This is a genomic window from Kitasatospora sp. NPDC059088 (assembly GCF_042738155.1).
Classification (GTDB): domain Bacteria; phylum Actinomycetota; class Actinomycetes; order Streptomycetales; family Streptomycetaceae; genus Kitasatospora.
Window position 1 is genome coordinate 17,243 of sequence record NZ_JBHYGR010000006.1, and the last position, 22,549, is coordinate 39,791.

Consider the following 22,549-nt stretch of genomic DNA (forward strand, 5'->3'; position numbering starts at 1 on the left):
ACCCACCCCCCCCCCGCGGCCCGGGAGGCCGGGCCGCACCCGGGCCAGCCCCTCGGCCGCGCCGACCGGCCCCGGCCGCCCGGGGTCGAGGCCCAGCAGCAACCGGGCCTCCGGCGAGAGCGACGGGCCCGGCTCCCCGGGCGACCACGCGAAGCTGCCGACGCCGGCCAACCGCTGGGCGTCGCCGGCTCCCGCCGCAGGCTCGGCGGCGCCGTCCGCGGCGCGCCAGGTGAGCAGCAGCCCGTCGAGGAACGGCACCGCCCGCAGGGTGAGCGGCTCCCCCGGACCGGTGGGGCCGTCCGCCCTGGCCGGGTCGTCGGCGCCCGCGCGGTCGTACGTCCTAGTGAAGTCCTCGGTCCGGCCCTCGTACCGGGCGCGGGTGCCGGCCGCGTCCAGGATCCGCGCGAAGGGCCCGGCCGCGACCAGCCCGGGGAACACCTCGGTCAGGCGCCGGCCGATCATCGGGGCGGAGCCGGCCGCGGCGTTCGCGTACCTGATGCGCAGGTCGGTGACGGCCCCCTCGCTGCCGCCCTCCCGGACCACCGACAGCACCAGGACCGGCTCGAACATCGCGTCCAGCACGCCGCGGAACCAGTACTCCCCGCCCGGCACCACCAAGCCCGGCTCGCCGCCCCCGGCCGCGGCGACCCGCAGCAGGTGCCCCGCCGCCAGGCCGGCCAGCGCGTCGAGGTAGCGGGTGGCCGCCCGGGCCCGCTCGGGCGGGCCGTCCCAGCCGAGGCTCATCGCCCCGACGATCCGGTCCCCGCTGCGCAGCGGCACCGCGCAGGCCGTCCGCCCGGGGACGATCCGGCCGGTCTCGGGGGCTCGTCCTCCGGTGTCCTGCGCGTCGAACTCCCAGACCAGGCCGCCGCCGTGGGCGGCGGTGGCCAGCGGCACGCCGGTCTCCGGCGGGATCCGCCGCCACTGGCTGACCCGGCGCGGCTCCACTCCGTGGCTGCCGAGCAGCGTCAGGGCGCCGTCCGGCTCCAGCAGGCCGAGGACGACGGCGACGACGCCGAGCGGTGCCAGCGCCACCTCGTGCAGCAGCCGGGCCAGTTCCTCCGGGGTCTCCGCCGCGGCCAGTGCCGAGACGGCCAGGTGGTAGCGGGCGGCCAGGCCGGGTACCGGGGCCGGGCGGAGGGCGCCGGGCGGCGCCGGGACGGGCCCGGCGGCGGGCTCGACGGGTGCGGGCGGATGCCGCACCGGGCGGACGAACTCCTCGACGGCCTCCTGGAGCGCCGTGTCCGCGGCGAGGTCCGTGATGGGTGCCGCGAGGCCGACCAGCCCGGCGGCGATGTCCGCGACCCGCCGGTTGGTGTCCTGGGAGAGCCGTACCAGGTGGCCGAAGGCCTCGTCCGGCGTGCAGCCCAGTCGCTCGGTGAGCATGCCCTTGGCCTGCTCGATCACGCCCCGGGTGCGCATCGCGCGGCGCAGCCCCTCGGCCTCCGCGCGCAGCCGGTCCACCGCCTCGCGCAGCACAGTGGTCTCGTCGGCCCGGGCGGTCACGGAGGCGCGCCGGTCAGCCACAGGCCGCCGCCACGTCCGGGTAGAGCGGCAGCACCGCCGACACCCCGCTCAGTTCCACGACGTCCCGCACCCGCGGCGCGGCGCCCGCCAGCCGGAGCCCTCCCCCGCCCTCCCGCACCCGCCGGGCGGCGCCGAGCAGGGCGTTGAGGCCGCTGGAGTCGACGAAGCCGACCGCGGCCAGGTCCACGACCAGCCGGGGCGCACCGCCGTCGACCAGCACGTCGAAGAGCCTCCGCAGCTCGGGGGCCGCGAAGTCGTCGAGATCACCGCTGAGCGGAACGACCTTCCAGCCGTTGACCTCGGGAAAGTCCTTCATCCGGATCACCCTCACCACGTGGGCCCCCCTCCAGGCTAGGACCTGAGGAGCCGCTTGGAGCCGGCCCGGGCGGGCAGACGCACCCTCGCGGGCCCGATCCGTGGCGGGTCCGCGCACCGCCGCGCGGAGGAGGACGGCATGAACCCGGTCGAACGCGGGCTGCGCTCGGTGGACGGCTTCCAGCAGCGCCACCGGCCCACCGCCCTGGTCGTCGGCGTGGTCAGGAAGTACGGCGACGACCGCGGCGGGCTGCTCGCCGCGCTGATCAGCTACTACGGCTTCCTCGCCCTGATCCCGCTGCTGCTCCTGCTGAGCACCGTCCTGGGCTTCGTCCTGCACGGCAACCCCGGCGCGCAGAGGTCCGTCCTCGACTCCGCGCTCGCCGACTTCCCGATCATCGGGGACCAGCTCCGCCAGAACGTCCACTCGCTGCGGGGCAGCGGCTTCGCCCTCGCCGTCGGCATGCTGTTCCTGCTCTACGGCGCGCTGGGCGTCGCCCAGGTGCTCCAGCACGCGATGGCCGAGATCTGGAACGTCCCGGGGGTGCGCCGCCCCGGCTACTGGCCGCGGCTGGCCCGCAGCCTGCTGCTCCTGGTGGTGCTCGGCGCCGGCCTGGTACTCGGCACGGGGGCCGCCTCGGTCGTCGCCTCCTCGCTCGGCGGGCCCGCCGCCCGGGTGGGCGGACTGCTCGTCTCCGCGCTGCTGAACGCCGCCCTGTGCCTGGTCTGCTTCCGGGTGCTCACCCCGCGCGGGATCCCGACCCGCGCGCTCCGGCCCGGCTGCGCGATCGCGGGCCCGCTGTTCACCGTCCTCCAGGCCTTCGGCTCCCTGCTCGTCGTGCACGAGCTGCGCCACGCCGGCCAGGTGTACGGCTTCTTCGCCACCGTGATCGGCCTGCTGTCCTGGCTCTACCTGGCCGCGCAGATCACCGTGTACGCCGCCGAGACGAATGTCGTCCTGGCCCGCCGACTGTGGCCGCGCAGCCTGCTCCAGCCGCCGCTCACCGACGCCGACGAACAGGTGCTCGGCGCGATCGCCCGGCAGGAGGAGCGGCGCCCCGAACAACGGGTCGACGTGGAGTTCACCGACCACGCCTCGGAGCAGAACGGCGCCCCCGGTGCGGAAGGTCGTGGCGGTGAGCCCGCCGGACGAGGTGAGCCCTCCGGATGATCCGGAAGGGTCTCACTCGCCCCGCCCGTCGGGGTGCCACTCGACGAGGGCGATCGTGGCGTCGTCGCGCAGCCGGTGGTCCTGGTGGGCGAGCAGCGCGTGGATCAGGTGGCGCAACGCCTCGGGGGCCGGTTCGCCGCTGGCCATGTGCCGGACGACGGTGTCGGTCAGGCGCTCCTCACCGAAGGTCTCACCGGTAACCGAGCGGGCGTCGGTCACTCCGTCGGTGTGGACCAGGAGCCGGTCGCCGGGCTGGAGCCTGAGGTGGTGGACGGCCGGCTGTTCGCGCTCCTGGAAGCCGAGTCCGAGCGGGAGTTCGGCGCGCCGCCGCAGGGCGTCGGCGACCACGTGCCGGCCGCGGATCAGCAGCGGCGTCGGGTGACCGCAGTTGACCCAGGTGAGCTCACCGGTGGCCGCGTCCAGGTCGGCGACGACGGCGGTCAGCAGTCGGTCCGGGATCCAGCGGCAGAGCGTGCGGTCGATGGCCTGCGCGATCTCCGCGAGGCCTCCGCCGGCCCGGCGGGTGCTGCGGCAGGCGGCCAGGGCCACCGAACTGGCGCCGCCGGAGGCGAGGTCGTGCCCCATCGCGTCGAACACGGACAGGTGGAGCCGCCCGGCCGCGACCGAGTGGTCGAAGGCGTCCCCGCCGACCTCGTAGGCGGGTTCGAGGACCGCGCTGGAGGTGACGTCGCGGGTGCCGATGGTGCGCGGCGGCAGGAAGGCCCAGAGGAGTTCGGCCTGGAGGCTCATCGGGCGGTCGCGCGTCGTTCGGACGATCATGTCGCTGAACGCGCCCTTGGAGACCACGAGCAGCGCCACCAGGGCCGCCAGCGACTCCCAGCGGACGAGCACGTCCGGTTCCGGCTGTGGGAGCGCGACCCGCAGGACGCCGATCCGCTCGATCCCGTCGACCAGCGGGAACCAGGCCACGGGCGACGGACCGGCGGAGAACTGGGTGCAGCGCAGCCGGTAGGCGCGCCCCGCGAGCGTGGACTCGATGTCGAGGCGCTCGCCCGGGTCCGGGCCCGACGGTTCGGGCAGCGGTGCGAGCTGCCGTTGCTGGACGTCGGCCAGGAACACCCGCGCCCCGGTGCCGCCCAGCCCGCGGACCGCCTCCTCCACCACACCCGGCAGCTCCCCCGGCCCGCTCGCCCGGGACCGGGCCAGCGCCCGCGCCAGGACCCGGCCCAACGTCTCCTCGTCACACGTCGGCATGTCGCACCTCCGATCACGGTCGCGCCTACCCACTGGCAGCCGGTCCGCACCCGCTCCGGGGCCACCTCCCGGCTCGGCCCGCCGGGCCCGTCCGGCGACCCGCTGCCCGGGCCGCCCGACGCCCCGGAGGTTTCGGCGTGCCGGACCGGGTTAGCCGCTCCGACGAGGAGCCCGAGCCCGCCACGAACGGAGGCTGCCATGACCGCGTTCGGCTACTTCCTGTCCTGCGAGGAGTTCACCCCCGCCCAACTGGTCGAACAGGCCCGGATGGCCGAGGAAGCCGGTTTCACCCGGCTCGCCGTCTCCGACCACTACCACCCGTGGAACGACGCCCAGGGCAGCAGCCCGTTCGTCTGGGGCGTGATCGGCGCGCTCTCGCAGGTGACCCGGCTGCCGGTGACGACGCTGGTCACCTGCCCCACCGTCCGGCTCCACCCGGCCGTCGTCGCGCAGGCGGCGGCGACGGCGGACGTGCAGCTGGCGGGCGGCCTGCGGCTGGGTGTCGGCACTGGCGAGGCGCTCAACGAACACGTCCTGGGCGACCGCTGGCCGCCGTTCGGCGTGCGCGCGGAGATGCTGGAGGAGGCCGTCGCCGTGATGCGAGAGCTCTTCACCGGCGAGGTCGTCAATCACCGCGGCACCCACTACACCGTCGAGAACGCCAAGCTCTACACCGCGCCGGAGAACGGCGAACTACCCGTGTACGCCTCCGCGTTCGGCCCCAAGGCGGCCGAGACGGCAGCCGGGTTCGCGGACGGGCTGGTCACCATGGCCCCGGACGCCGAACTGATCGGCCGCTACCGGGCGGCAGGTGGCGACGGCCCCGTCCTCGGCGGCGTCAAGGTGTGCTGGTCGCAGGACCGCGAGCGTGCGGTCGAGACCGTCCACCGGCTCTGGCCCAGCGAGTTGCTCCCCGGCGAGCTGGCCCAGGTCCTGCCCACGCCGCGCCACTTCGAGCAGGCCACCGAGCTGGTCACCGAGGAGATGGTCGCCGAAGCCGTGACCTGCGGCGACAACCCGCAGGAGCACACCGACCGGCTGCGAGGCCACGTCGAGGCCGGCTTCGACGAGGTGTACGTCGGCCAGATCGGCCAGGAACAGGAGGGGTTCTTCGACTTCTACCGCGAGCAGGTGCTGCCGCGGCTCCCCTGACCGGGCACTCCCGCCAACTCGCTCCAGGAGGCGAGCCGTTGAGCACATCCGCCCCCGACACCCCCGCGCCGCGCGCCCTGCGGGACTACGCCCTGCTCGCCGACGGCCACCGAGGCGCCCTCCTCGGGCCGCGCGGCGACCTCGTGTGGATGTGCGCCCCCGCCTGGGACGACGACGCCGTCTTCGCCGCCCTCATCGGCGGGCCCGGTTGGTACGGCGTCACCCCCGCCGAACCCTTCGTGTGGGGCGGCTACTACGAGCCCGGCGGCCTGGTCTGGCGCAGCCGTTGGACCACCACCGGCGGGATCGTCGAGTGCCGCGAAGCCCTGGCCCACCCGGGCCTGGAGGCAGTCGACGGCGGGGACCATGCGGGCGAAGTACGGGAGGTCGTAGCCGTACTCGCCGGCGGTGACGTCGGGGGTGACGGCGTCGCGGACGCGGCCCAGACCGGTGAGGTCGTCGGAGGAGACGGGCTCCTCGAACCAGGTGACGCCTTCGTCGGCGAGGGCGTGACCGATCCGCACGGCCTGCTTGCGCCGGTAGCCCCCGTTGGCGTCGGCATAGAGCTCGGTGCGGTCGCCGACGGCGGCGCGGGCAGCACGCACCCGCTCCAGGTCGCGGCGCTCCCGGGTGCCCCAGGACTCACCGATCTTGATCTTGACCCGGGGGATGCCCTGCTCCTCGCTCCAGCCGCGCAGCTGCCGCTCCTGCCGGGCGGCCGAGTAGGTGGTGAAGCCGCCGCTGCCGTACACCGGTACGGGGCGGGCGGCGCCGCCGAGCAGCCGGGCGAGCGGCAGTCCGAGCAGATGGCCGCGCAGGTCCCACAGGGCCAGGTCGAGGGCGGATACCGCCCCGGAGACCAGCCCCGGGCGGCCCGCGTTCCGGACCGCCTGGCTCATGGCCTCCTGGGCCCCGTCGGTGTCGTGCGGGTCACGCCCGGTGAGCAACGGGGCCAGTTCCTCGCGGATCACGGCGGCGGTGGCGGGCGCGCCGTAGGTCCAGCCGAGACCGGTGCACGGGCCGCTGACGGCCTCGGCCAGGACGAGCGTCGTCCTGGCCCAGGCGAGGGTGCCGTCGGCCTCGGGGGCGTCGGTGGGAACGGTGTAGACGCTCACGCCGGTCCGCTCGATCTCGGTCATGCCCGGCCCGCGGTTCGGTCCGCGGAGCCGGGGCCGCTCCCGTCCGGCGGGTCCTCGAACGGCTCGTCCGACCAGCCGGGCGCGTCATGGTCCTCCAGCCGTTCGCGCAGCCCGTTCAGCGTGGTGCTGAGCAGTCGGGAGACGTGCATCTGGGAGACGCCGATGCGGGCCGCGATCTCGGACTGGGTCAGGCCGTCCCAGAAGCGCAGTTTCAGCACGGTCTGCTCGCGTTCGGGGAGGTGGGCGAGCAGGGGGCGGACGGCGGTGCGGAAGTCGGCGAGGTCGATGCCGGGGTCGCAGTCGCCGAGGCGGTCGAGCAGCGCGCTGCCGCTGTCGTCGGTGTCCTGCTCGCGCAGCGCGTCCAGGGAGTTGGGGCGGTAGACCCGGCCGGCCACGAGTCCTTCGGTGGCCTGCGCCACGGTGAGGTGGAGGTCCTCGGCGATCTCCACCGGGTTCGGGAGGCGCCCGAGCTCCTGCTCCAGCCGGTCGGAGCCGCGGGCGACGCTCAGATAGAGCTCCTGCATGCTGCGCGGCACCCGGACGGGCCAGGAGGTGTCGCGGAAGAAGCGCTTGATCTCGCCGGCGATGGTGGGGATGGCGTAGGTGACGAACTCGACGCCGCGCTGCGGGTCGTAGCCGTCGACGGCCTTGATCAGGCCGATCGTGCCGACCTGGAGGATGTCCTCCATGTCCTCGGCGCGGTGCCGGAAGCGGGCCGCGATGAAGCGCACCAGCGGCATGTTCAGTTCGATGATCGTGCCGCGGACGTAGCTGTACGCAGCGCTCTCGCGGGCCAGGCCGATCAGCCGCTGGAACAGCGCGTCGCTCAGCTCGCGCGCTTCGGTCTTGCCCATCGCGCGCAGCTCGGCCTCGGTGAACCGGGGCGGCAGCTCGGACGGGGAGGGCTCGGACGGGAGGCCGGCGGTCGTCCGCACGGCACGGTGAACGGTCTCCGGAAGGGTGGACACTTGCTTCTCCTGGGCATCGGGGTGAACGCCCAGCTCCGCGAACGGGACCGCTCGCGTGCTGTGGACTTCTTCCCCCAGGACCTGTACCCGGCTTCTTCAAGCGAAGGTCCCGGTGGCACCCGGTGGGTGCCGGCGCGGCCACCGGATTCGGCTACGACCGCTGCAACAGGTGTTCTACCCCCACATATGACATGGAATTCACGTTTCAGCTGACTTTTTCTGATTCGTCCGATTCCCCGTGCCGGCAGACGGTTCGATTCCGTGTACAGGGAGGTCACGGTGCGGTCGGGGGCACCGCCTGCTGCTCGCCCACGGCGCGCGTTTGCCCGTGCCCGGCGCGGCTACACGCACGGACGGGCGGGGGCGGAAAGGAGACCGGCAGGAGACGGAGACCCGGGGCTGCGGTCCGACGCAGGGCGCGCCCCCGTGTCCCTCCCGGAGGCGACCCCTCATGGCGACGACGAACACAGGACGGACCGGGCGCGCCCACGCGCCGCGGACCGGGCGGCGGGAGTCCCCCGACGAACGGGCCGACCGGCGCTGGACCGACCTGCTCCAGGAGGTGCGGGTCGCCCAGACCGGCTCCCAGGTGCTGTTCGGCTTCCTGCTGAGCGTGGTCTTCATGGCCCGTTTCCCCCAGCTCGACGGGTTCGGGCGGGGGCTGTACGTGGTCACCGTCGTGCTCGGCGCTCTCGCCACCGGCGCGCTCACCGCACCGGTCGCCTACCACCGGATCTTCGCCGGGCACCGCCTCAAGCCCCAACTGGTCGACGCGGCCGCACGGTTGGTCGCGACCGGCCTGATCCTGCTGTCGCTCACCATCGGCTCCGCGCTGCTGCTCCTGCTACGGGTGGCGGCCGGATCCGCGGTAGCGGCCGGCATCTTCGGAGCCGTGCTGCTCTGGTTCGCCTTCTGCTGGTTCCTGCTGCCGGTCCGGCACCTGCGCCGCACCGACGGGCACTGCGCGCCACCGCCCGCCGATCCCGGCGCGGAGGACCCGCCCGGGCATGAGCCGTGACCGCTACGGCCCTGGCGCCGCAACCCGGGTGTCCCGGCCGCGAGGTTTCGGCTCCCCACCTCCGGCAAGGCGCCCGCCATGAGGATCCGTACGCGCTCCGAACCCCGTACCGTCGTCATCACCGGCGCGACCGCAGGCGTCGGCCGGGCCTGCGTCCGCGCCTTCGCCACCGGCGGCGACCGCCTCGTCCTGGTCGCCCGCGGCTCGGCCGGGCTGCACGCCGCGGCCGCCGAGGCCCTGGCCGCCGGCTCACCGGTACGCACCGTCCTGGCCGACGTCTCCGACCCGGAAGCCTGCGAGGGGGCGGCCGCCCACGCGGAAGCCGAGTTCGGCCCGATCGACGTCTGGGTCAACGACGCCTTCGTGTCGGTGTTCGCGCCGTTCACCGAGATCACCCCCGAGGAGTTCAGCCGGGTCACCGAGGTCACCTACCTCGGGTACGTCAACGCCACCCGCGCCGCACTGCGCCGGATGCTGCCGCGCGACCACGGCACGATCGTGCAGGTCGGCTCGGCCATCGCCTACCTGGGCATCCCGCTGCAGACCGCCTACAGCGGCGCCAAGCACGCCATCCAGGGCTGGCACGAGGCGCTGCGCTGCGAACTGCTCGCCACCGGCTCGGGGGTGCGGGTGACCATGGTGCAACTGCCCGCCGTCAACACCCCACAGTTCGACTGGGTGCTCAACCGGCTGCGCGGCCGGGCCCGGCCCGTCCCCCCGGTTCACCAGCCCGAGCTCGCCGCCCGCGCCGTCCGGTACGCCGCCGACCACCCCGGGCGCCGGGAGTACTGGGTCGGCGCCAGCACCGCCGCCACCCTGCTCGCCAACGCGGTCGCTCCCGGCCCGCTCGACCGCTACCTCGCGCGCAACGACGTCGACGCCCAGCAGGACGACCAGCCGCGCCGGGACCAGGACCCCGACAACCTGTGGACACCCGCCGACGACGACGCCGACCACGGCGCGCACGGGCGCTTCGACGCCGAGGCCCGCGAACGCAGTGCCCAGCCGTGGGCCTCCCAGCACCACGGGCTGCTCGCCGCCGGCGGGGCGGCCCTGCTCGGCGCCGCGGCGGTCGGTGCCCTGGCCCGGGGGCGGTGACGAGCGGTGACCGGGCAGATGAACTCATGGCCCCGGAAACCGCGTTGACCGAACGCCCCCCGTAGCCGCGCATGGAACCGCGTTCCCCGGGCAGGCGCCGCAAGGGACGGACTTGCCCCCACCGGCGAAACGACGAACGCCATGGGCTTCTCCCGAAAGCCAGGCGACATGGCCGAGACGGCCCGCGCCAGAACGGCCGCCGGGACGTTCGAGGAGGTAAACAGGATGAACGACGGGAAGGACCGCGTGCCGGTCGAGTCGGTACCCCCGGTCGAGACGCCCGAGTCACGGATGACCGGCGAGGGCGGACCGCCGCCCGAGCACGAGGAGGAGAAGGGACCGCAGGACGGCCCCGAGTACGAAGTCACCGAGCCGGCCCACGAGTCCGCGCCACCCGAGCGGGGGCGACGGGCCGGCCGATGATCACAGGATCCGCTGCCGCACTGCGGCAACCGGGTGGTCCGACAGGGTGATCCCGCACGCGACGGCGTTGCGCGCGGGATCCTCCCGTCGGCCGAACGGTACACCTGGGGCCGCTCGCCATGGTGGCGTGCCCGGCAACGACACATGGGGGTGGTGCGATGCGATCGATGTTCGAACTCATGCTCTGGTGGGGGATGTTGCTGCTCCTCAACACCGTGTTCATCAGCTCGGTGACACCGCTGGAGATCGCGGTCGGCGGCGGCGTCGCGCTGCTCGGTGCGGTCGGCGCCCTCGCCGTCCGGCGCGCCTCCGGCGCCACGCCCGGCGGCCCGGCCCGACTCGCCCGCTCCGCCCTGGCATTCCCCTGGACCCTGCTGGCCGACACCGGCCGACTGGTGCTCCTCCTGACGTCGCCCGCCCGCCGACAGGAGGCCGGCTTCCGCACCGTCCGCCTCCCCACCGGTACCGGACCGGCCTGGGCCGCAGCCCTGCTGTCCTCGACCCCCGGCGCGTACGTCGTCTCCCACGAGGGCGGCTGGGATGACGGCGACTCGGGCGGCGGCGTCGCGCTGACCGTACACAGCCTCGGCGGGCGGACCTCGGCGCTGGAAGCCGCCCTGACGGGCAGCGGCCGGTGAACGCCTGGCTGCTGGCGGCGACCCTGCTCGCCGCCGCCGGATTCGGCCCGTGCCTGCTGGTCGGGCTGCGCGGCGAGCCCCACGAGCGCCTGGCCGGACTCAACCTCGCCGCCGCGGTGTGCTCCACCGTCCTGCTGCTGCTCGCCCAGGGCTACGGCCGCCCCTCTTACACCGACCTCGCCCTCGACCTGGCGGTGCTCGCGCCGGCCGGGACACTCGTGTTCACCCGTCTCCTCGCCGGATCGGACGCCGGGAAGCACAGCGGGGAGGAGCGCCGATGAGCCGCCACGTCCTCGCCGTGGTCCTGCTCTGCGCGGGCACCGCCGTCCTTCTGCTGTCCGCCCTCGCGCTGGTCGTGCTGCCCGGCCCGCACCTGCGGCTGCACGCGCTCTCCCCCGCCGCCACCCTCGGCGCCCCACTCGTCGCGCTCGCGCTGGCGATCGACACCGGGCCGGGGCGGGCGGCGGTGAAACTCCTGGTCATCGGCGCGCTGCTGGCCGCGGGGGGCACGGTGACCACCATGGCCATCGGCCGCACCACCCTCCGTGCCGAGCAGCACTCGGACCGGGGGGCCGGACGGTGACCGACGCCCTCATCGTGATCGCCCTGCTGCTCACGGCCGTCACCGCGACCGCCGCCGCGCTCACCCGCGACCCCGTCCGGCAGGCCGCCGTCCTCGCTCTGCTCGGGTTGAGCCTCGCCCTGCTGTTCACCGTGCTCCAGGCACCCGACGTCGCACTGTCCCAGCTGGGCGTCGGCAGTGCGATCACCCCGCTGCTCATCCTGCTGACCGTCCGCAAGGTGAGCCGCAAGGAACACACCGACGACGACCGTCCGGACCGCACCGAGTGAGCCGCACCACGCGCCTGCGGCTCTTCCTGACCGCGGCCGCCGTCCTCGCCGCCGCCCTGGTCGTCGCCGCCGAGCAGCTCCCGGGCTTCGGAGGCACCCAACACCCTTACGGCGAAAGGGCGGTGGCAGCCGGTCTGGCCCGCCGGACCGCCAACATCGTCTCCGCCGTCAACTTCGACCAGCGCGCCTTCGACACCCTCGGCGAGGAGTCGATCCTGTTCGGCTCGGTGCTCGGCGCGGGGATACTGCTGCGCCTGGCCCGGGACGAGCACAAGCGCCGGGCCGCCGCCGAGCGGGTGCTGCCCGCCACCCGGCTGTTCGGCGCCACCCTCCTCCCGGTCGCGGTGCTGACCGGCGGATATCTCGTCGCCCACGGCCAGTTGAGCCCCGGCGGAGGCTTCCAGGGCGGCGTCGTGCTCACCACCGCCCTGCACCTGGCCTACGTCGCCGCCGACTACCGGGTGCTGAAACGGATCCGCCCGCTGGCCGCCCTCGACGTCACGGACGCGATCGCCGCCGGCTCCTACGCCGCGCTGGGCCTGATCGGCCTAATCCAGGGCGCCGGCTACCTGGCCAACACCCTGCCGCTCGGCACCTTCAACGAACTCTCCTCCAGCGGACTGGTGGCCGTCATCAATGCCGCCGTCGGCGTGGAGGTCGGCTCCGCCGTCGTGGTGCTGCTGGCGCACTTCCTCGACCAGGCCGTGGAGGTCACCCCCCGAAGGAGCCCCCGATGACCGTCTTCCCCTACTTGGTGGCCGCCTGGATCCTGCTCGCCGGCCTGTACGGCCTGGTCACCAGCCGCAACCTGGTGCAGGCGGTCGGCTGCCTGGCCGTCGCGCAGTGCTCGACCTACGTGCTGCTGCTCGCCGTCGGCTACCGCCGGGGCGCCACCGCGCCCGTCTACTCCGACCTGCCGACCGACGCGCCGGTCGTCGACCCGGTGGTCCAGGCGCTCGCGCTCACCGACGTCGTCGTCGGCGCGACCGTCACCGCGCTCCTCCTCTCCCTCGTGATCCAACTGCGCAAGCGGCACGGCACGGTGGACCCGGAGGACCTCACCGGACTGCGAGGGTGACGCGCCGGTGAGCACCGCCGACCTCCTACCGCTGGCCGTCGCCGTCCCCCTGCTGGGCGCGGCGCTGCTGGCCGTCGCCGGACGGTGGCTGCCCCGCCCCGGCCGCGACGCGCTCGCCACCGCCTGCTCGGCCGTCGACGTCGGCTGCCTGGCCCTGCTGTGGTGCCGTACCGCCCCGGACGGCCGCGCCGTCTCCTGGCTCGGCGGCTGGACTCCGAGCCAGGGCCACGGCGTCGGCATCGTGCTGGTCGCCGACCGGCTCGGCAGCGGCCTCGCGCTGCTCGCCGCCGTGCTCGTGCTCGCCGTGTTCTGCTACGCCTGGCGGTACTTCGACGAGCCGTCGGGCGAGCACGGCGGGATGTTCCCCGCTCTCCTCCTGCTGTTCCAGGCCGGGATGTGCGGCTTCGCGCTCACCGGCGACCTCTTCGACGCCTTCGTCTTCTTCGAGCTGATGGGCGCCGTCGCCTACGCGCTCACCGGCTACCGGATCGAGGACCCGCGCCCGTTGCAGGGCGCCCTCGCCTTCGGGCTCGTCAACTCGGCGGCGGCGTACGTCTCGCTGCTCGGCATCGGCCTGCTCTACGCCCGGACCGGGGAACTGGGCATGGCCCGGATCGGCGCCGTGCTGGACGAGCGCGCGGCCGCCGGACACGGCCGGGACGCACTGGTCGTCGTGGCCTTCGTCCTGGTCCTCGCCGGCCCGTTGGTCAAGGCCGCGACCGCGCCGTTCCACTTCTGGCTGCCGGACGCCCACGCGGTGGCGCCCAGCCCGGTGTGCATGCTGCTCTCCGGCGTCATGGTCGAACTCGGCGTCTACGGGGTGGGCCGGATCCACCGGGTGGTCTTCGCCGGGGCGGGAGGACTGCCGGACGCCGCCGTCCGGGACACCCTGCTCGCCGCCGGGGTGCTGACCGCGCTGGTCGGCGGCGTGATGTGCTGGCAGCAGCGCCACCTGAAACGGATGCTCGCCTTCTCCACGGTCGGGCACGTCGGCCTCTTCCTGGTCGGCGCGGCGCTGCTCACCCCGGCCGGCCTCGCCGGGACGGCCGTCTACGTGGCCGGGCACGCCGGTGCCAAGGCCGCCCTGTTCGGCCTCACCGGCGTCCTCCTCGACCGGTACGGCTCGGTGGACGAGCACGGCCTGCACGGCCGGGCCCGCGAACTGCGGCTGCCCGGCGCGCTGTTCGTCCTCGGCGCACTGGCCCTCGCCGGGCTCCCGCCGTTCGGCACCGCGCTGGGCAAGGCCGTCACCGAGGAGGCCGCCGGACGCTGGGGTGGTTGGCTGCCCGCCGTGTTCGTCCTGGTGTCGGCCCTCACCGGCGGCGCGGTGCTGCGCGCAGGCCTGCGGGTCTTCGGCGGGATCGGCTCCCCGCCGAAGGAGCACCCCGAGGTCGCCGCGACCACCGGGGAGGGTGAGGAGCCGGAGATCGGCGACCCGAGCCGACGGGTGCCGGTGCCGATGGTCGCCGTCCCCGCCGGCCTGCTGGCGGCCTGCCTGGCCGTCGGCGTCGTCCCCGGAGTCGGCCGGGCCCTCGCGACGGCGGCCGCGGCCTTCACCGACCGCGCCGGCTACCTGGCCGACACTCTCGGCCACCCCGCACCCGCCGCCCTGCCCACCCCCGAGGCGGGCTGGACTCCCGCCGGGGTCCTGCTCGGCCTGCTCTCCGCCGCCCTGGCCGCCGCCTTCGCCACCGCCGCCCTGAACCGCGACCCCCGACGCGGCTCCGGAGTCCTGTACCGGGCCACCGTCCTGCCGCTGCGCCGTCTGCACTCCGGCCTGCTCGGCGACTACATCGCCTGGCTGACCGTCGGCCTGGCCGCCCTCCTGGTCGCACTGGTCGCCCAGCTGTGACCGGGACGGCTCGCGGGCCCGTCCGGCGTCGACTTCCCGTGGCACGGCCACCCTGGCAGGTGCCGGGGCGACTGGCGGGCGAACCGGCCCCCCGGCCGCCCCGAAGGGCTCTCACCGGAGTCATCGAGGGTCACCGGCGCGGCGGACCGCAGTTCTCGCGGCCGACCGGGACCGGCCGCCCCTCGACGGCGACCCGGCTGACCACCGTGTCGAGGTCCGTCCCGAGGCGCTGGGCCGCCCTCGCGAGCAGCGTCAGGGCGGTGTGCGGGGTCACCCCGAACCGCTCCGTGGTGACGCCGATCGCCACGCCGGTGGCGTGCCGGCGGTCGAGCAGGTCGGCGACCGCGCGGGCCAGGGCGGAGCGGTCGAGCGCGATTGAGGCGTGGAGCGCGAGGACCGCCACCAGCCCCGGTGTGGGGCCCGCGGGTTCCGCGGGCGAACCGAGGTAGACGCTGAGGGCGGTGCACCCGTGCGGGTGGGTGCGCAGGTGTGCGGCGACCACCGTCCGCGCCCCGCAGCGCCGGGCCGGGTCCGCGAACCGGCCGGGGCGGCCCGGGTCCAGTCCGAGGACCACCTGTCCGCTGCCCTGGTGGCGGATCCGCGCCAGCGGCCCGGTGCCCGCCTCGCTCCGGGCCCGTTCGAGGGCCAGGAGCTGTGGGGAGCTCGCTGCCAGGACGTCGACGGAACCGTCGTCGTGCCAGGCGCTCACGGCGGCGCCCACGCAGTCCGGGACGGTGGTCCTGGCCAGCTGGAGGACGTCGGGCAGGGTGGAGAACGGCCGGGACCGTCCGTTCTCGCGGGCCGCCAGCTCGCCGAGTTCGGTCAGCAGCGGGCCGGACTCGCCGGCGGCCGTCGTCTCGTCGGTCACCGCCTCCGGGCCGGGTTTCCCACGGTCCAGGCCGATCAGGACCCTCGCGCGGGCGACGGCTCGGGCGGGTTCCGTCTCGCCGGTGTACACCGCGATGGTGTAGCAGACATCGCGCAGCCTCTGCTCGGCCTCCGCGGACCGCAGCGCCGACAGGGCGTCGTACTCCGCGACCAGATGGGCGAGCGCGGCCACGTCCACCAGGGACATGGGCACCTCCGGATGTACGTACGGCTCCGGACTCCGGCCGACGGACGTCGGCCGACCGGCACCGCAGCCGGGGCGGGACCGCCACACCCGGTTCTCCACCGCCACGGCGGCTTCGCGGGCTGGAGTTGATCACCGCAGTACAGGCAGCCCGAGCGCCTCCGCCGCGCGTCCGGCCACGCGCTTCTACCCGGCGCGGCCCCGCGCACACGCCCGACGGATCGCTCCGACCCCATGGAACGGGGCAGAACGGTTTCGCCGCCCCGGACCCGGAAAGCCGCCTGTCATGAAGGTCATCCCCGTATCCCCCGCGCCAACGTCCCCGAAAGGGGGCCGAGCGGCATGCTGCTGATCAGACCGCCGGGCGTCTACCGACCCCAGGGCGACACCGAGTTGCTGGTCTCCTGCCTGCACCGCGAGCGCCTCCGCAGCGGCAGCCGGGTGCTCGACCTCTGCACCGGGACGGGAGCGGTCGCCCTCGCGGCCGCCGAGGACGGCGCCCGGGTGACGGCGGTGGACCTCTCCGGCCGTGCCGTGGCCACGGCCTGGCTCAACGCCATGCTGCACCGCAGCGGCATCCGGCTGCACCGGGGCGACCTGCTGGCCCCGGTCGCGGAGCTCAGCTTCGACCTGATCACCGCCAATCCGCCCTACGTCCCGGCCGCGGCCACCGCGGCCCCCACGGGTGCCGGAACCGGGCCCGGGCTCGCGTGGGACGCGGGACCGGACGGACGGCTCGTGCTGGACCGGATCTGCCGGGAGGCACCCCGGCGGCTGGCCCGCGGGGGCGTCCTGCTCCTCGTCCAGTCCTCCCTCGCGAACGTGCCGGCCACCCTGGCGTCCCTGGGCACGGCCGGACTGCGGACGACGGTGGCGGCTCGTCGCCGACAGGCCTTCGGGCCGGTGATGGCAGCGCGGGCCGCACGCTTCGAGCGGCTCGGGCTGATCGCCCCGGGCCAGCGGCACGAAGTCCTGGTGGTGGTGCGCGGTGTCCGGGAACGCTGACCGGTCGACAACCCGGGTGGTCGTGGTGCCGGGCGGTCCGCTGCTCGTCGAGGGACCGGTGGAAGTGGTCCTGCCGGACGGAGAGGTCCGGGTGTCCGAGCGACCGGTCGTGGCACTGTGCGCGTGCCACCGGAGCCGGTGCTACCCGTTCTGCGACACCAGTCACCGACGTCCCCGCAGGCCGCGCTCGAACAACAGGGACACCTCAAGCAGCGGGGACACCAGCGGGAAGCGCGGCGGGAAGGGCTGAGCGCAGCGACGTACGGCCGGCTCGCCAGCAGCCGAGCACGTGGTCGGCGAACCGGCCCTCGACGACCTGTGCGGCCGCCAGCCCGAAGGCGATACCCGCTGCCAACTCGGGCTCACTCAGAATCAGTTGCTCCACGACCCCGTGCCGGACCAGCTGCTCGTGGACGGCGTCGGCCTCCACGTGCTCCCGGTAGAACAGTGTCCCGTCCGGCCCGCCGCCCAGCCGCTCCAGTGCGGCCGCCAGCCGCGCGGACCCGGGCGAGGAGGTGATCTCCAGGGCGGCGAACTGCCCGACGGCGGCGCCGCGCAGCGCCCGGTGCAGGCCGAAGAGCGTCATCAGGTTGACCACTGCGAGGGCGGGAGCCGGTACGAGGTCCAGGTAGTGCGCGTAGCCCGGTTCGAGGCCGAACGCCGCCATCATCCGGGCGTACAGGCCCGCGTGGGCACGTTCGGGACGGCCGGCACCGTACTCGTCGTAGACGATCGCCATCAGGACGGCCTGCGCCGGCCCGTGGATCCTCGGCAGCATCCACAGCTGCGGATCGGCCTCCTTGAGGTGGTAGACCGAACGGTGCACCAGGTACTCACGGACGTGCCGAAGCCTGCCCTCGTCACGCAGGAAGTGCGACGGCCCGGTGTCGTCCGGGGATTCCGCCAACAGCTGGTCGAGGGCTTCCCGCACCGGCCGGACGGGCTCCGCCTCGGCGCGCACCGCGGCGAGGAACGATCGCTCCAACTCCCTCCGCAGGTGCAGCAGTTCCGGCTCCCACTCCCAGCCCGGCAGGACCCCGTCCAGCCCCCGGTCATGGAGCTCGTAGCACAGGTGCAGCGCGAACTGGTGGTCCTCGCCCCAAGGTTCGCCGTACGACCCCGGCGACACCAGCAACCGCCCCGCCCCCGGCGGCCCCGCCGTCACCAACCCCAGCACCGCCGCCGACAACGGCCCCCGAACCCCGTACGCCGTGCCCCGCTCATCTCCGTCCATCACTTCCCGCCTCCTCCCGCACCAGTCAGATCTCATCCTCCATGCGGATCGCGTCTCTGAGATCCTGCACGGCCTCGCTCCGATCACCACCCTCCTCCGCGAGCAGGGCTGCGGCGATGGCATCGAGCTTGCGCTGGATCGCGTGCTCGGCCCGGCGTTCGGCGTTCTTGAGCAACGCGAGCAGCAGCAGGGTGACGGCCGACATCATGTCGCCGACGAGGAGCTGCCACGAGGTCGAGAGTCCCGCGGCGTGCACCGCGACGAAGCCCGCCACGAGCAGGACGCACAGCGCGTAGAACAGCGGGGAACTGGTCAGGTTGGACGCGCGCTCCGCCAGCCGCGCGAACCGCCCCCGGCCGCGCTCGGCCGGGTGGTCGAGCGTCATGGTCCCCTCACCCGCCCGGCGCGGTTCGGTCGGTGTTCCGCGCCGTGCAAGCGGTGGACCGCGAAGGCCCGTCGTCCGCCTCCCGGCTCAGGACCAGGGTCGGTTCGGGGTGTTCGGTGCGCTGGTCCACCACGCCTCCCGGGCTGTCGTCGGTGCCTCCGGCCGGAGTGTTCCGGCCGGAACGCTCCGGCGGGTACCCAGCCGGCCCCCGTTCACTCCGCACGGGTCCCGACTGCTCCAGTGCCGTTTGACCTCCTCCCCCGGGGGCAGACGCGGGTCGAGCCCGTCCCCGGACGAGACCCGACACGGAAACCGGTCCGAGCGGTCCGACCAGCCGCCCGGACCGCTCGCGTGGCGTCGGCACGAACCGGCGACGCAGAACTGGAGTAGCGATCATGGGAACCCCGCCGAACGATCCGGTGCCGCCCAGCCCCACCCCGCTCCCCGGGCCAGGCCCGCAGCCGGGTCCGTTGCCCGGGCCGGTCCCCGGGCCAGGCGGCCCGGACCCGGTCCCGCCCGCGCCGCCCCGGCCGGAGCCCGACCCACAGCCCGCGCCGGTTCCCCCGCCCGATCCGATCACCTGACGACCCGCCGGAGCAGACGCGGACGGCCCGCCTGCGCGCTGCCCGTCGTCCCCCGCCGCAAGCAACGACGCCCTCGGCTCCCGCCACCCGCCGGTTTCCCGCCCACCGCACCGGGCACGCGCGCCGCATGAAGACGTCCAGCTCTGCTCGGGCGGCCAGGCGCCGCCGCTACCTGCTCTGCCCACCACGCCACTTCGCCGTCGAGTACGCCATCAACCCGTGGATGGACCCGGCCCGGCCGGTCGAGCCGGCTGCCGCGCTCCAGCAGTGGAACGGGCTGCGCGCCGTCCTGCTCGACCTCGGACACCGGGTCGAACTCCTCACCCCCGTACGAGGGTTGCCGGACATGGTGTTCACCGCGAACGGCGCCACGGTGGTCGACGGCCGGGTCCTGGTCGCCCGCTTTCGGCACCACCAGCGCGCAGCGGAGGCCGACGCGCACCGACGCTGGTTCGTCGCGGCGGGCTACCGGCCGGTCCACACGGCGGGGCCGGTCAACGAGGGCGAGGGCGACTTCCTGCTCGCGGGGCCGCGGATCCTGGCTGCCACCGGCTTCCGCACGAGTCGGGCGGCACACCGCGAGGCCCGCCGGCTGCTGGACCGTCCGGTGGTCACGCTGACCCTGGTCGACCCGCGGTTCTACCACCTCGACACCGCGCTCGCCGTCCTCGACGACGACCGGATCATGTACTACCCGCCCGCGTTCGCCCCGGCCAGCAGGCGCCTGCTGCACGTGCTCTACCCGCGGGCGATCCTCGCCTCCGAGGCGGACGCGGTGGCGTTCGGGCTCAACGCCGTCAGCGACGGCCGCCACGTCGTCCTGCCCGCCGCCGCCCGCGGACTGGCGGGCCGCCTGCATGCCGAGGGGTACGTCCCCGTCCCGGTCCGCATGCCCGAACTCCTCAAAGGCGGCGGCGGCCCGAAGTGCTGCGTACTCGAACTGCGCCCCGCCTGACCGCCTGCTGTGCCTACCCGGCTCACCAGAAGCACCCGGATCCGGGCAGGCGCGGATCGCACGGGTTTGCGCCCCCGGTAGTCGGACAGACGCCGGAGCATCGAACCGTCACCGACCGAGGAGGTACGGCCGATTCACCGTGGCAACGGCACCATGACCGGGCGAACCGCCCTGGTGACCGGCTCCTCCCGGGGCCTCGGCCTGCTGATCGCGGGTGAACTCGCGGACCGCGGGTGCCGGGTGATGCTGTGCGGCCGCGACGAGTTCGCGCTGGAGCGGGCCGTACGACGGCTGAACGGCCGCCCCGGCGAGGTCGCCGCCACCGCTTGCGACCTCGTGGACGCGCAGGCGCCGCTCCGACTGGTCCGCGCGGTCCGCGAACGCTTCGGCGCCGACGTGGACCTGCTGGTCAACAACGCCGGCCTGATCCAGGTCGGCCCGGTCTCCGCGATGCAGGAGCAGGACTTCCGGCGGGCCCACGAGCTGATGACGATGGCACCGCTGCGGCTGGTCCAGGCGGTGCTCCCGTCGATGCGGGCCCGTGGCACGGGCTCGATCGTCATGGTCTCCTCGCTCGCCGGGCGTGTCCCGGCGCCGCACCTGCTGCCGTACGTGGCGGCCAAGTTCGCGCTCACCGGCCTGTCCGAGGGGCTCGCGGCGGAGCTCTCGCCGCACGGGATCCGGGTCACCACGGTCCTCCCGGGCCTGATGCGCACGGGTTCGCACACCGCCGCCGAGTTCGCCGGGCAGGCCGGGCAGGAGTACGCCTGGTTCGCCGCCGCCGCGTCGCTGCCCCTGGTGTCGATGGACGCCGAGCGGGCCGCCCGGCGGATCGTCCGCGCCGTCGAGGGCGGCCGGCGCGAGCTGGTCCTGACCCCCCTCGCCAAGGCCGGCGTGCTCGCCCACGGCGTCGCGCCGGCCACCACCGGCCGCCTGCTCGCACTGGCGTCCCGGCTGCTGCCGCCGGCCGGCGGCGCCCCCGAGCACGGGGTGCCGGGCGGGCGCGCTGCCGCCCGGCACCGACCGGGCGGCCCGGTGCACCGGCTCACCGTGCTCGGACGCCGGGCCGGACGGGCCGACAACCAGCCGACCACGTCCTGAGGGAGTCGCCATGAAGGCCGTGACATGGCACGGACGCCGTGACGTCCGCGTCGAATCCGTCCCCGACCCGGTGATCGAGAAGCCGACGGACGTCCTGGTCGAGGTCACCACCACCGGGCTGTGCGGATCGGACCTGCACCTCTACGAGGTCCTGGGCGCCTTCCTCGACGTGGGCGACATCCTCGGCCACGAGGCGATGGGCGTCGTCCTCGACGTGGGACCCGCCGTCCACGCGGTGTCGGCGGGAGACCGCGTGGTGGTGCCGTTCAACATCTCCTGCGGCACCTGCTACATGTGCGTCCAGGGCCTGCACTCGCAGTGCGAGACCACCCAGGTGCACGAGTACGGCACCGGAGCGGCGCTGTTCGGCTACACCAAGCTCTACGGACAGGTGCCCGGCGGCCAGGCGCAGTACCTGCGCGTGCCGTTCGGCAACACGCTGCCCGTCGTCGTCCCGCACGGGCCGCCGGACGACCGCTACGTGCTGCTGTCCGACGTGCTGCCCACCGCCTGGCAGGCCGTGGAGTACGCGGCGATCCCGCCCGGCGGCAGCGTCGCGGTGCTCGGCCTCGGCCCGATCGGGGACATGTGCACGCGCATCGCGCGCCACCGCGGCGCAGGCACCGTGATCGGGGTGGACCTGGTGCCCGAACGGCTGGAGCGCGCCCGGGAGCGCGGCGTCGACGTGCTCGACCTGGCCCGGCTCGGCGCCCGGGTCGTCGACGCCGTCCGGGAGCGCACCGGCGGCCGGGGCCCGCACGCCGTGATCGACGCGGTGGGCATGGAGGCCCACGGCTCGCCCGCCGCGACGGCCGCGCAGCGCATGACGTCCCTGCTGCCGGGCGCCCTGGCCTCCCGGCTGATGGCCCGGGTCGGCCTCGACCGGCTCCACGCGCTCCACCTCGCGGTGGACCTGGTCCGGCGCGGCGGCACGGTCTCGCTCTCCGGCGTCTACGGCGGCATGACCGATCCGCTGCCGCTGCTGACCATGTTCGACAAGCAGTTGCAGCTGCGAATGGGCCAGGCGAACGTCCTGCGCTGGATGGACGACCTGCTGCCGCTCGTCAACGACGGCGATCCGCTCGGCGTCGAGGACTTCGCCACCCACCACCTGCCGCTGAGTGAGGCCCCCAGCGCCTACGAGATGTTCCAACACAAGGACGACGGCATGGTCAAGGTCCTGTTCCAGCCCTGACACCGTCGCCGAGGCGTCCTTGCCGACGAAGGAGGAGACCATGCCGGCCGGTTCGAGCAGGAAGCGTGAGCGCCAGTACGAGCACATCAAGGAGAGCGCCCTGGACCGGGGGGAGAGCGAGAAGCGGGCCAAGGAGATCGCCGCCCGCACGGTGAACAAGGAACGGGCGCGGCACGGCGAGTCCAGGACGGCCAGCCGCTCCTCGATCCACGACATCTCGTCCGCCCGGCGCGGCGGCCTGCGGTCCCACTCGGGTTCCCAAGGACCGACCAAGGAGCAGCTCTACAACGAGGCCAAGCAGCGCAACATCCACGGCCGCTCGAAGATGAACAAGGAGGAACTCGCCGACGCACTCGGACACTGACACACCCGCTCGACAGCTCGACGACCGCCGCGCGGGCCGCCCAGCGGGGTCCGGGGCGGGCCCGGATCGCGAGCAGGACGAAACCGGCCGGTAGTGCGTAGCCGGCCCCCCAGCCGCGGGGGGGCGGGGGGGGGCGGGCCCGGGCGCCCCCCGGGCGCGGCGGCGCGGCGCGGCCGCGCGGGGCCGGCGGGCGGGGGCGGGGCGGGCG

Annotated in this window: 25 protein-coding genes and 2 pseudogenes; 19 read left to right on the plus strand and 8 right to left on the minus strand. The window is 74.7% G+C overall.

Annotated elements, in window-relative coordinates; translation table 11 throughout:
* Together ACFWXO_RS04415 and ACFWXO_RS04420 are read right to left on the minus strand one after the other, a co-directional pair.
* The coding region (locus tag ACFWXO_RS04415; protein ID WP_380522112.1) for an ANTAR domain-containing protein at positions 1-1,527 on the minus strand (1,527 nt) is incomplete at its 3' end.
* A complete protein-coding gene (locus tag ACFWXO_RS04420; protein ID WP_380522114.1) occupies positions 1,520-1,843 on the minus strand; it encodes an STAS domain-containing protein in 324 nt (107 codons plus the stop codon). The genes ACFWXO_RS04415 and ACFWXO_RS04420, both read right to left, overlap by 8 nt.
* A 138-nt stretch (positions 1,844-1,981) precedes the next feature.
* Here ACFWXO_RS04420 and ACFWXO_RS04425 point away from each other — a divergent pair, with 138 nt between their 5' ends.
* The gene (locus ACFWXO_RS04425; protein ID WP_380522116.1) at positions 1,982-3,013 is read left to right on the plus strand and encodes a YihY/virulence factor BrkB family protein; all 1,032 of its coding nucleotides are present in this window, start codon (positions 1,982-1,984) and stop codon (positions 3,011-3,013) included.
* Between the two features lie 12 nt (positions 3,014-3,025).
* Here the strand turns inward: ACFWXO_RS04425 and ACFWXO_RS04430 are convergent, their stop codons facing one another.
* Positions 3,026-4,228: a PP2C family protein-serine/threonine phosphatase gene (locus tag ACFWXO_RS04430; RefSeq protein ID WP_380522119.1), complete on the minus strand. Its 1,203-nt coding sequence runs from the start codon at positions 4,226-4,228 to the stop codon at positions 3,026-3,028.
* A gap of 198 nt (positions 4,229-4,426) precedes the next feature.
* Between ACFWXO_RS04430 and ACFWXO_RS04435 the strand changes: the two genes are divergently transcribed.
* Together ACFWXO_RS04435 and ACFWXO_RS04440 are read left to right on the plus strand one after the other, a co-directional pair.
* Entirely contained in the window at positions 4,427-5,380 is a 954-nt protein-coding gene (locus ACFWXO_RS04435) for a TIGR03557 family F420-dependent LLM class oxidoreductase (protein ID WP_380522121.1), read from the plus strand.
* A gap of 143 nt (positions 5,381-5,523) precedes the next feature.
* Positions 5,524-5,616 (plus strand): annotated as a pseudogene (locus ACFWXO_RS04440) (hypothetical protein); the annotation flags it as partial.
* A gap of 156 nt (positions 5,617-5,772) precedes the next feature.
* Here the strand turns inward: ACFWXO_RS04440 and ACFWXO_RS04445 are convergent.
* Positions 5,773-6,519: pseudogene (locus tag ACFWXO_RS04445) on the minus strand (enolase C-terminal domain-like protein); the annotation flags it as partial.
* A complete protein-coding gene (locus tag ACFWXO_RS04450; RefSeq protein ID WP_380522123.1) occupies positions 6,516-7,487 on the minus strand; it encodes a SigB/SigF/SigG family RNA polymerase sigma factor in 972 nt (323 codons plus the stop codon). The gene ACFWXO_RS04450 and the pseudogene ACFWXO_RS04445, both read right to left, overlap by 4 nt.
* 451 nt (positions 7,488-7,938) lie before the next feature.
* On the opposite strand from ACFWXO_RS04450, the gene ACFWXO_RS04455 reads away from it, so the two are divergent.
* The 10 genes from ACFWXO_RS04455 to ACFWXO_RS04500 all read left to right on the plus strand — a co-directional run bounded on the left by ACFWXO_RS04455 (position 7,939) and on the right by ACFWXO_RS04500 (position 14,446).
* Entirely contained in the window at positions 7,939-8,505 is a 567-nt protein-coding gene (locus ACFWXO_RS04455; RefSeq protein WP_380522125.1) for a DUF6328 family protein, read from the plus strand.
* A 78-nt stretch (positions 8,506-8,583) separates the two neighbouring features.
* The gene (locus ACFWXO_RS04460; protein ID WP_380522127.1) at positions 8,584-9,603 is read left to right on the plus strand and encodes an SDR family oxidoreductase; all 1,020 of its coding nucleotides are present in this window, start codon (positions 8,584-8,586) and stop codon (positions 9,601-9,603) included.
* 225 nt (positions 9,604-9,828) lie between these two features.
* Positions 9,829-10,026, plus strand: coding sequence for a hypothetical protein (locus tag ACFWXO_RS04465; protein ID WP_380522129.1), 198 nt, complete (start codon positions 9,829-9,831; stop codon positions 10,024-10,026).
* 158 nt (positions 10,027-10,184) lie between these two features.
* Entirely contained in the window at positions 10,185-10,664 is a 480-nt protein-coding gene (locus tag ACFWXO_RS04470; RefSeq protein ID WP_380522131.1) for a hypothetical protein, read from the plus strand.
* Positions 10,661-10,945, plus strand: coding sequence for a monovalent cation/H+ antiporter complex subunit F (locus ACFWXO_RS04475; protein WP_380522133.1), 285 nt, complete (start codon positions 10,661-10,663; stop codon positions 10,943-10,945). Before ACFWXO_RS04470 ends, ACFWXO_RS04475 begins: the two co-directional genes overlap by 4 nt.
* The gene (locus ACFWXO_RS04480) at positions 10,942-11,247 is read left to right on the plus strand and encodes a monovalent cation/H(+) antiporter subunit G (protein WP_380522134.1); all 306 of its coding nucleotides are present in this window, start codon (positions 10,942-10,944) and stop codon (positions 11,245-11,247) included. Before ACFWXO_RS04475 ends, ACFWXO_RS04480 begins: the two co-directional genes overlap by 4 nt.
* Positions 11,244-11,516 carry a Na(+)/H(+) antiporter subunit B gene (locus ACFWXO_RS04485; RefSeq protein WP_380522136.1) on the plus strand — a complete coding sequence of 91 codons (273 nt, stop codon included), beginning with the start codon at positions 11,244-11,246 and terminating at the stop codon, positions 11,514-11,516. Before ACFWXO_RS04480 ends, ACFWXO_RS04485 begins: the two co-directional genes overlap by 4 nt.
* Entirely contained in the window at positions 11,513-12,253 is a 741-nt protein-coding gene (locus ACFWXO_RS04490) for an MnhB domain-containing protein (RefSeq protein ID WP_380522138.1), read from the plus strand. Before ACFWXO_RS04485 ends, ACFWXO_RS04490 begins: the two co-directional genes overlap by 4 nt.
* A complete protein-coding gene (locus ACFWXO_RS04495) occupies positions 12,250-12,594 on the plus strand; it encodes a sodium:proton antiporter (RefSeq protein WP_380522139.1) in 345 nt (114 codons plus the stop codon). Before ACFWXO_RS04490 ends, ACFWXO_RS04495 begins: the two co-directional genes overlap by 4 nt.
* A 7-nt stretch (positions 12,595-12,601) precedes the next feature.
* Positions 12,602-14,446 (plus strand): complex I subunit 5 family protein, encoded by a 1,845-nt coding sequence (locus ACFWXO_RS04500; protein WP_380522141.1) that lies wholly within the window; start codon positions 12,602-12,604, stop codon positions 14,444-14,446.
* 130 nt (positions 14,447-14,576) lie between these two features.
* Here the strand turns inward: ACFWXO_RS04500 and ACFWXO_RS04505 are convergent, their stop codons facing one another.
* Entirely contained in the window at positions 14,577-15,521 is a 945-nt protein-coding gene (locus ACFWXO_RS04505; protein ID WP_380522142.1) for a DUF5133 domain-containing protein, read from the minus strand.
* Positions 15,522-15,860: 339 nt separating this feature from the next.
* Between ACFWXO_RS04505 and ACFWXO_RS04510 the strand changes: the two genes are divergently transcribed.
* Together ACFWXO_RS04510 and ACFWXO_RS04515 are read left to right on the plus strand one after the other, a co-directional pair.
* Positions 15,861-16,523: a HemK2/MTQ2 family protein methyltransferase gene (locus ACFWXO_RS04510; RefSeq protein ID WP_380522144.1), complete on the plus strand. Its 663-nt coding sequence runs from the start codon at positions 15,861-15,863 to the stop codon at positions 16,521-16,523.
* Positions 16,524-16,548: 25 nt separating this feature from the next.
* A complete protein-coding gene (locus tag ACFWXO_RS04515) occupies positions 16,549-16,773 on the plus strand; it encodes a CDGSH iron-sulfur domain-containing protein (protein WP_380522336.1) in 225 nt (74 codons plus the stop codon).
* On the opposite strand, the gene ACFWXO_RS04520 is transcribed toward ACFWXO_RS04515, so the two are convergent.
* Together ACFWXO_RS04520 and ACFWXO_RS04525 are read right to left on the minus strand one after the other, a co-directional pair.
* Positions 16,729-17,757, minus strand: a complete 1,029-nt coding sequence (locus ACFWXO_RS04520; RefSeq protein WP_380522146.1) for an iron-containing redox enzyme family protein — start codon at positions 17,755-17,757, stop codon at positions 16,729-16,731. The two genes, ACFWXO_RS04515 and ACFWXO_RS04520, sit on opposite strands and share 45 nt — an antisense overlap.
* A gap of 25 nt (positions 17,758-17,782) precedes the next feature.
* Positions 17,783-18,142, minus strand: coding sequence for a low affinity iron permease family protein (locus ACFWXO_RS04525; protein ID WP_380522148.1), 360 nt, complete (start codon positions 18,140-18,142; stop codon positions 17,783-17,785).
* 711 nt (positions 18,143-18,853) lie between these two features.
* Between ACFWXO_RS04525 and ddaH the strand changes: the two genes are divergently transcribed.
* From ddaH to ACFWXO_RS04545, 4 genes are all read left to right on the plus strand, one after another.
* Positions 18,854-19,681 carry a dimethylargininase gene (gene ddaH / locus ACFWXO_RS04530; RefSeq protein WP_380522151.1) on the plus strand — a complete coding sequence of 276 codons (828 nt, stop codon included), beginning with the start codon at positions 18,854-18,856 and terminating at the stop codon, positions 19,679-19,681.
* A 153-nt stretch (positions 19,682-19,834) separates the two neighbouring features.
* Complete coding sequence (locus ACFWXO_RS04535; protein ID WP_380522154.1) at positions 19,835-20,782, plus strand: SDR family NAD(P)-dependent oxidoreductase; 948 nt, start codon at positions 19,835-19,837, stop codon at positions 20,780-20,782.
* A 10-nt stretch (positions 20,783-20,792) separates the two neighbouring features.
* Positions 20,793-21,977, plus strand: a complete 1,185-nt coding sequence (locus ACFWXO_RS04540) for an alcohol dehydrogenase catalytic domain-containing protein (protein WP_380522157.1) — start codon at positions 20,793-20,795, stop codon at positions 21,975-21,977.
* A 40-nt stretch (positions 21,978-22,017) separates the two neighbouring features.
* Positions 22,018-22,341: a plasmid stabilization protein gene (locus tag ACFWXO_RS04545; protein ID WP_380522160.1), complete on the plus strand. Its 324-nt coding sequence runs from the start codon at positions 22,018-22,020 to the stop codon at positions 22,339-22,341.
* Positions 22,342-22,549 lie beyond the last annotated feature (208 nt).

Bases quoted from the DNA above. Each gene is read 5' to 3' on its own strand.
- ACFWXO_RS04435 (WP_380522121.1), top strand. From the start codon at position 4,427: ATGACCGCGTTCGGCTACTTCCTGTCCTGCGAGGAGTTCACCCCCGCC.
- ACFWXO_RS04545 (WP_380522160.1), top strand. From the start codon at position 22,018: ATGCCGGCCGGTTCGAGCAGGAAGCGTGAGCGCCAGTACGAGCACATC.
- ACFWXO_RS04470 (WP_380522131.1), top strand. From the start codon at position 10,185: ATGCGATCGATGTTCGAACTCATGCTCTGGTGGGGGATGTTGCTGCTC.
- ACFWXO_RS04480 (WP_380522134.1), top strand. From the start codon at position 10,942: ATGAGCCGCCACGTCCTCGCCGTGGTCCTGCTCTGCGCGGGCACCGCC.
- ACFWXO_RS04505 (WP_380522142.1), bottom strand. From the start codon at position 15,521: ATGTCCCTGGTGGACGTGGCCGCGCTCGCCCATCTGGTCGCGGAGTAC.
- ACFWXO_RS04540 (WP_380522157.1), top strand. From the start codon at position 20,793: ATGAAGGCCGTGACATGGCACGGACGCCGTGACGTCCGCGTCGAATCC.
- ACFWXO_RS04455 (WP_380522125.1), top strand. From the start codon at position 7,939: ATGGCGACGACGAACACAGGACGGACCGGGCGCGCCCACGCGCCGCGG.
- ACFWXO_RS04460 (WP_380522127.1), top strand. From the start codon at position 8,584: ATGAGGATCCGTACGCGCTCCGAACCCCGTACCGTCGTCATCACCGGC.
- ACFWXO_RS04465 (WP_380522129.1), top strand. From the start codon at position 9,829: ATGAACGACGGGAAGGACCGCGTGCCGGTCGAGTCGGTACCCCCGGTC.
- ACFWXO_RS04495 (WP_380522139.1), top strand. From the start codon at position 12,250: ATGACCGTCTTCCCCTACTTGGTGGCCGCCTGGATCCTGCTCGCCGGC.
- ACFWXO_RS04535 (WP_380522154.1), top strand. From the start codon at position 19,835: ATGACCGGGCGAACCGCCCTGGTGACCGGCTCCTCCCGGGGCCTCGGC.
- ACFWXO_RS04510 (WP_380522144.1), top strand. From the start codon at position 15,861: ATGCTGCTGATCAGACCGCCGGGCGTCTACCGACCCCAGGGCGACACC.
- ddaH (WP_380522151.1), top strand. From the start codon at position 18,854: ATGAAGACGTCCAGCTCTGCTCGGGCGGCCAGGCGCCGCCGCTACCTG.
- ACFWXO_RS04430 (WP_380522119.1), bottom strand. From the start codon at position 4,228: ATGCCGACGTGTGACGAGGAGACGTTGGGCCGGGTCCTGGCGCGGGCG.
- ACFWXO_RS04420 (WP_380522114.1), bottom strand. From the start codon at position 1,843: ATGAAGGACTTTCCCGAGGTCAACGGCTGGAAGGTCGTTCCGCTCAGC.
- ACFWXO_RS04520 (WP_380522146.1), bottom strand. From the start codon at position 17,757: ATGGACGGAGATGAGCGGGGCACGGCGTACGGGGTTCGGGGGCCGTTG.
- ACFWXO_RS04525 (WP_380522148.1), bottom strand. From the start codon at position 18,142: ATGACGCTCGACCACCCGGCCGAGCGCGGCCGGGGGCGGTTCGCGCGG.
- ACFWXO_RS04425 (WP_380522116.1), top strand. From the start codon at position 1,982: ATGAACCCGGTCGAACGCGGGCTGCGCTCGGTGGACGGCTTCCAGCAG.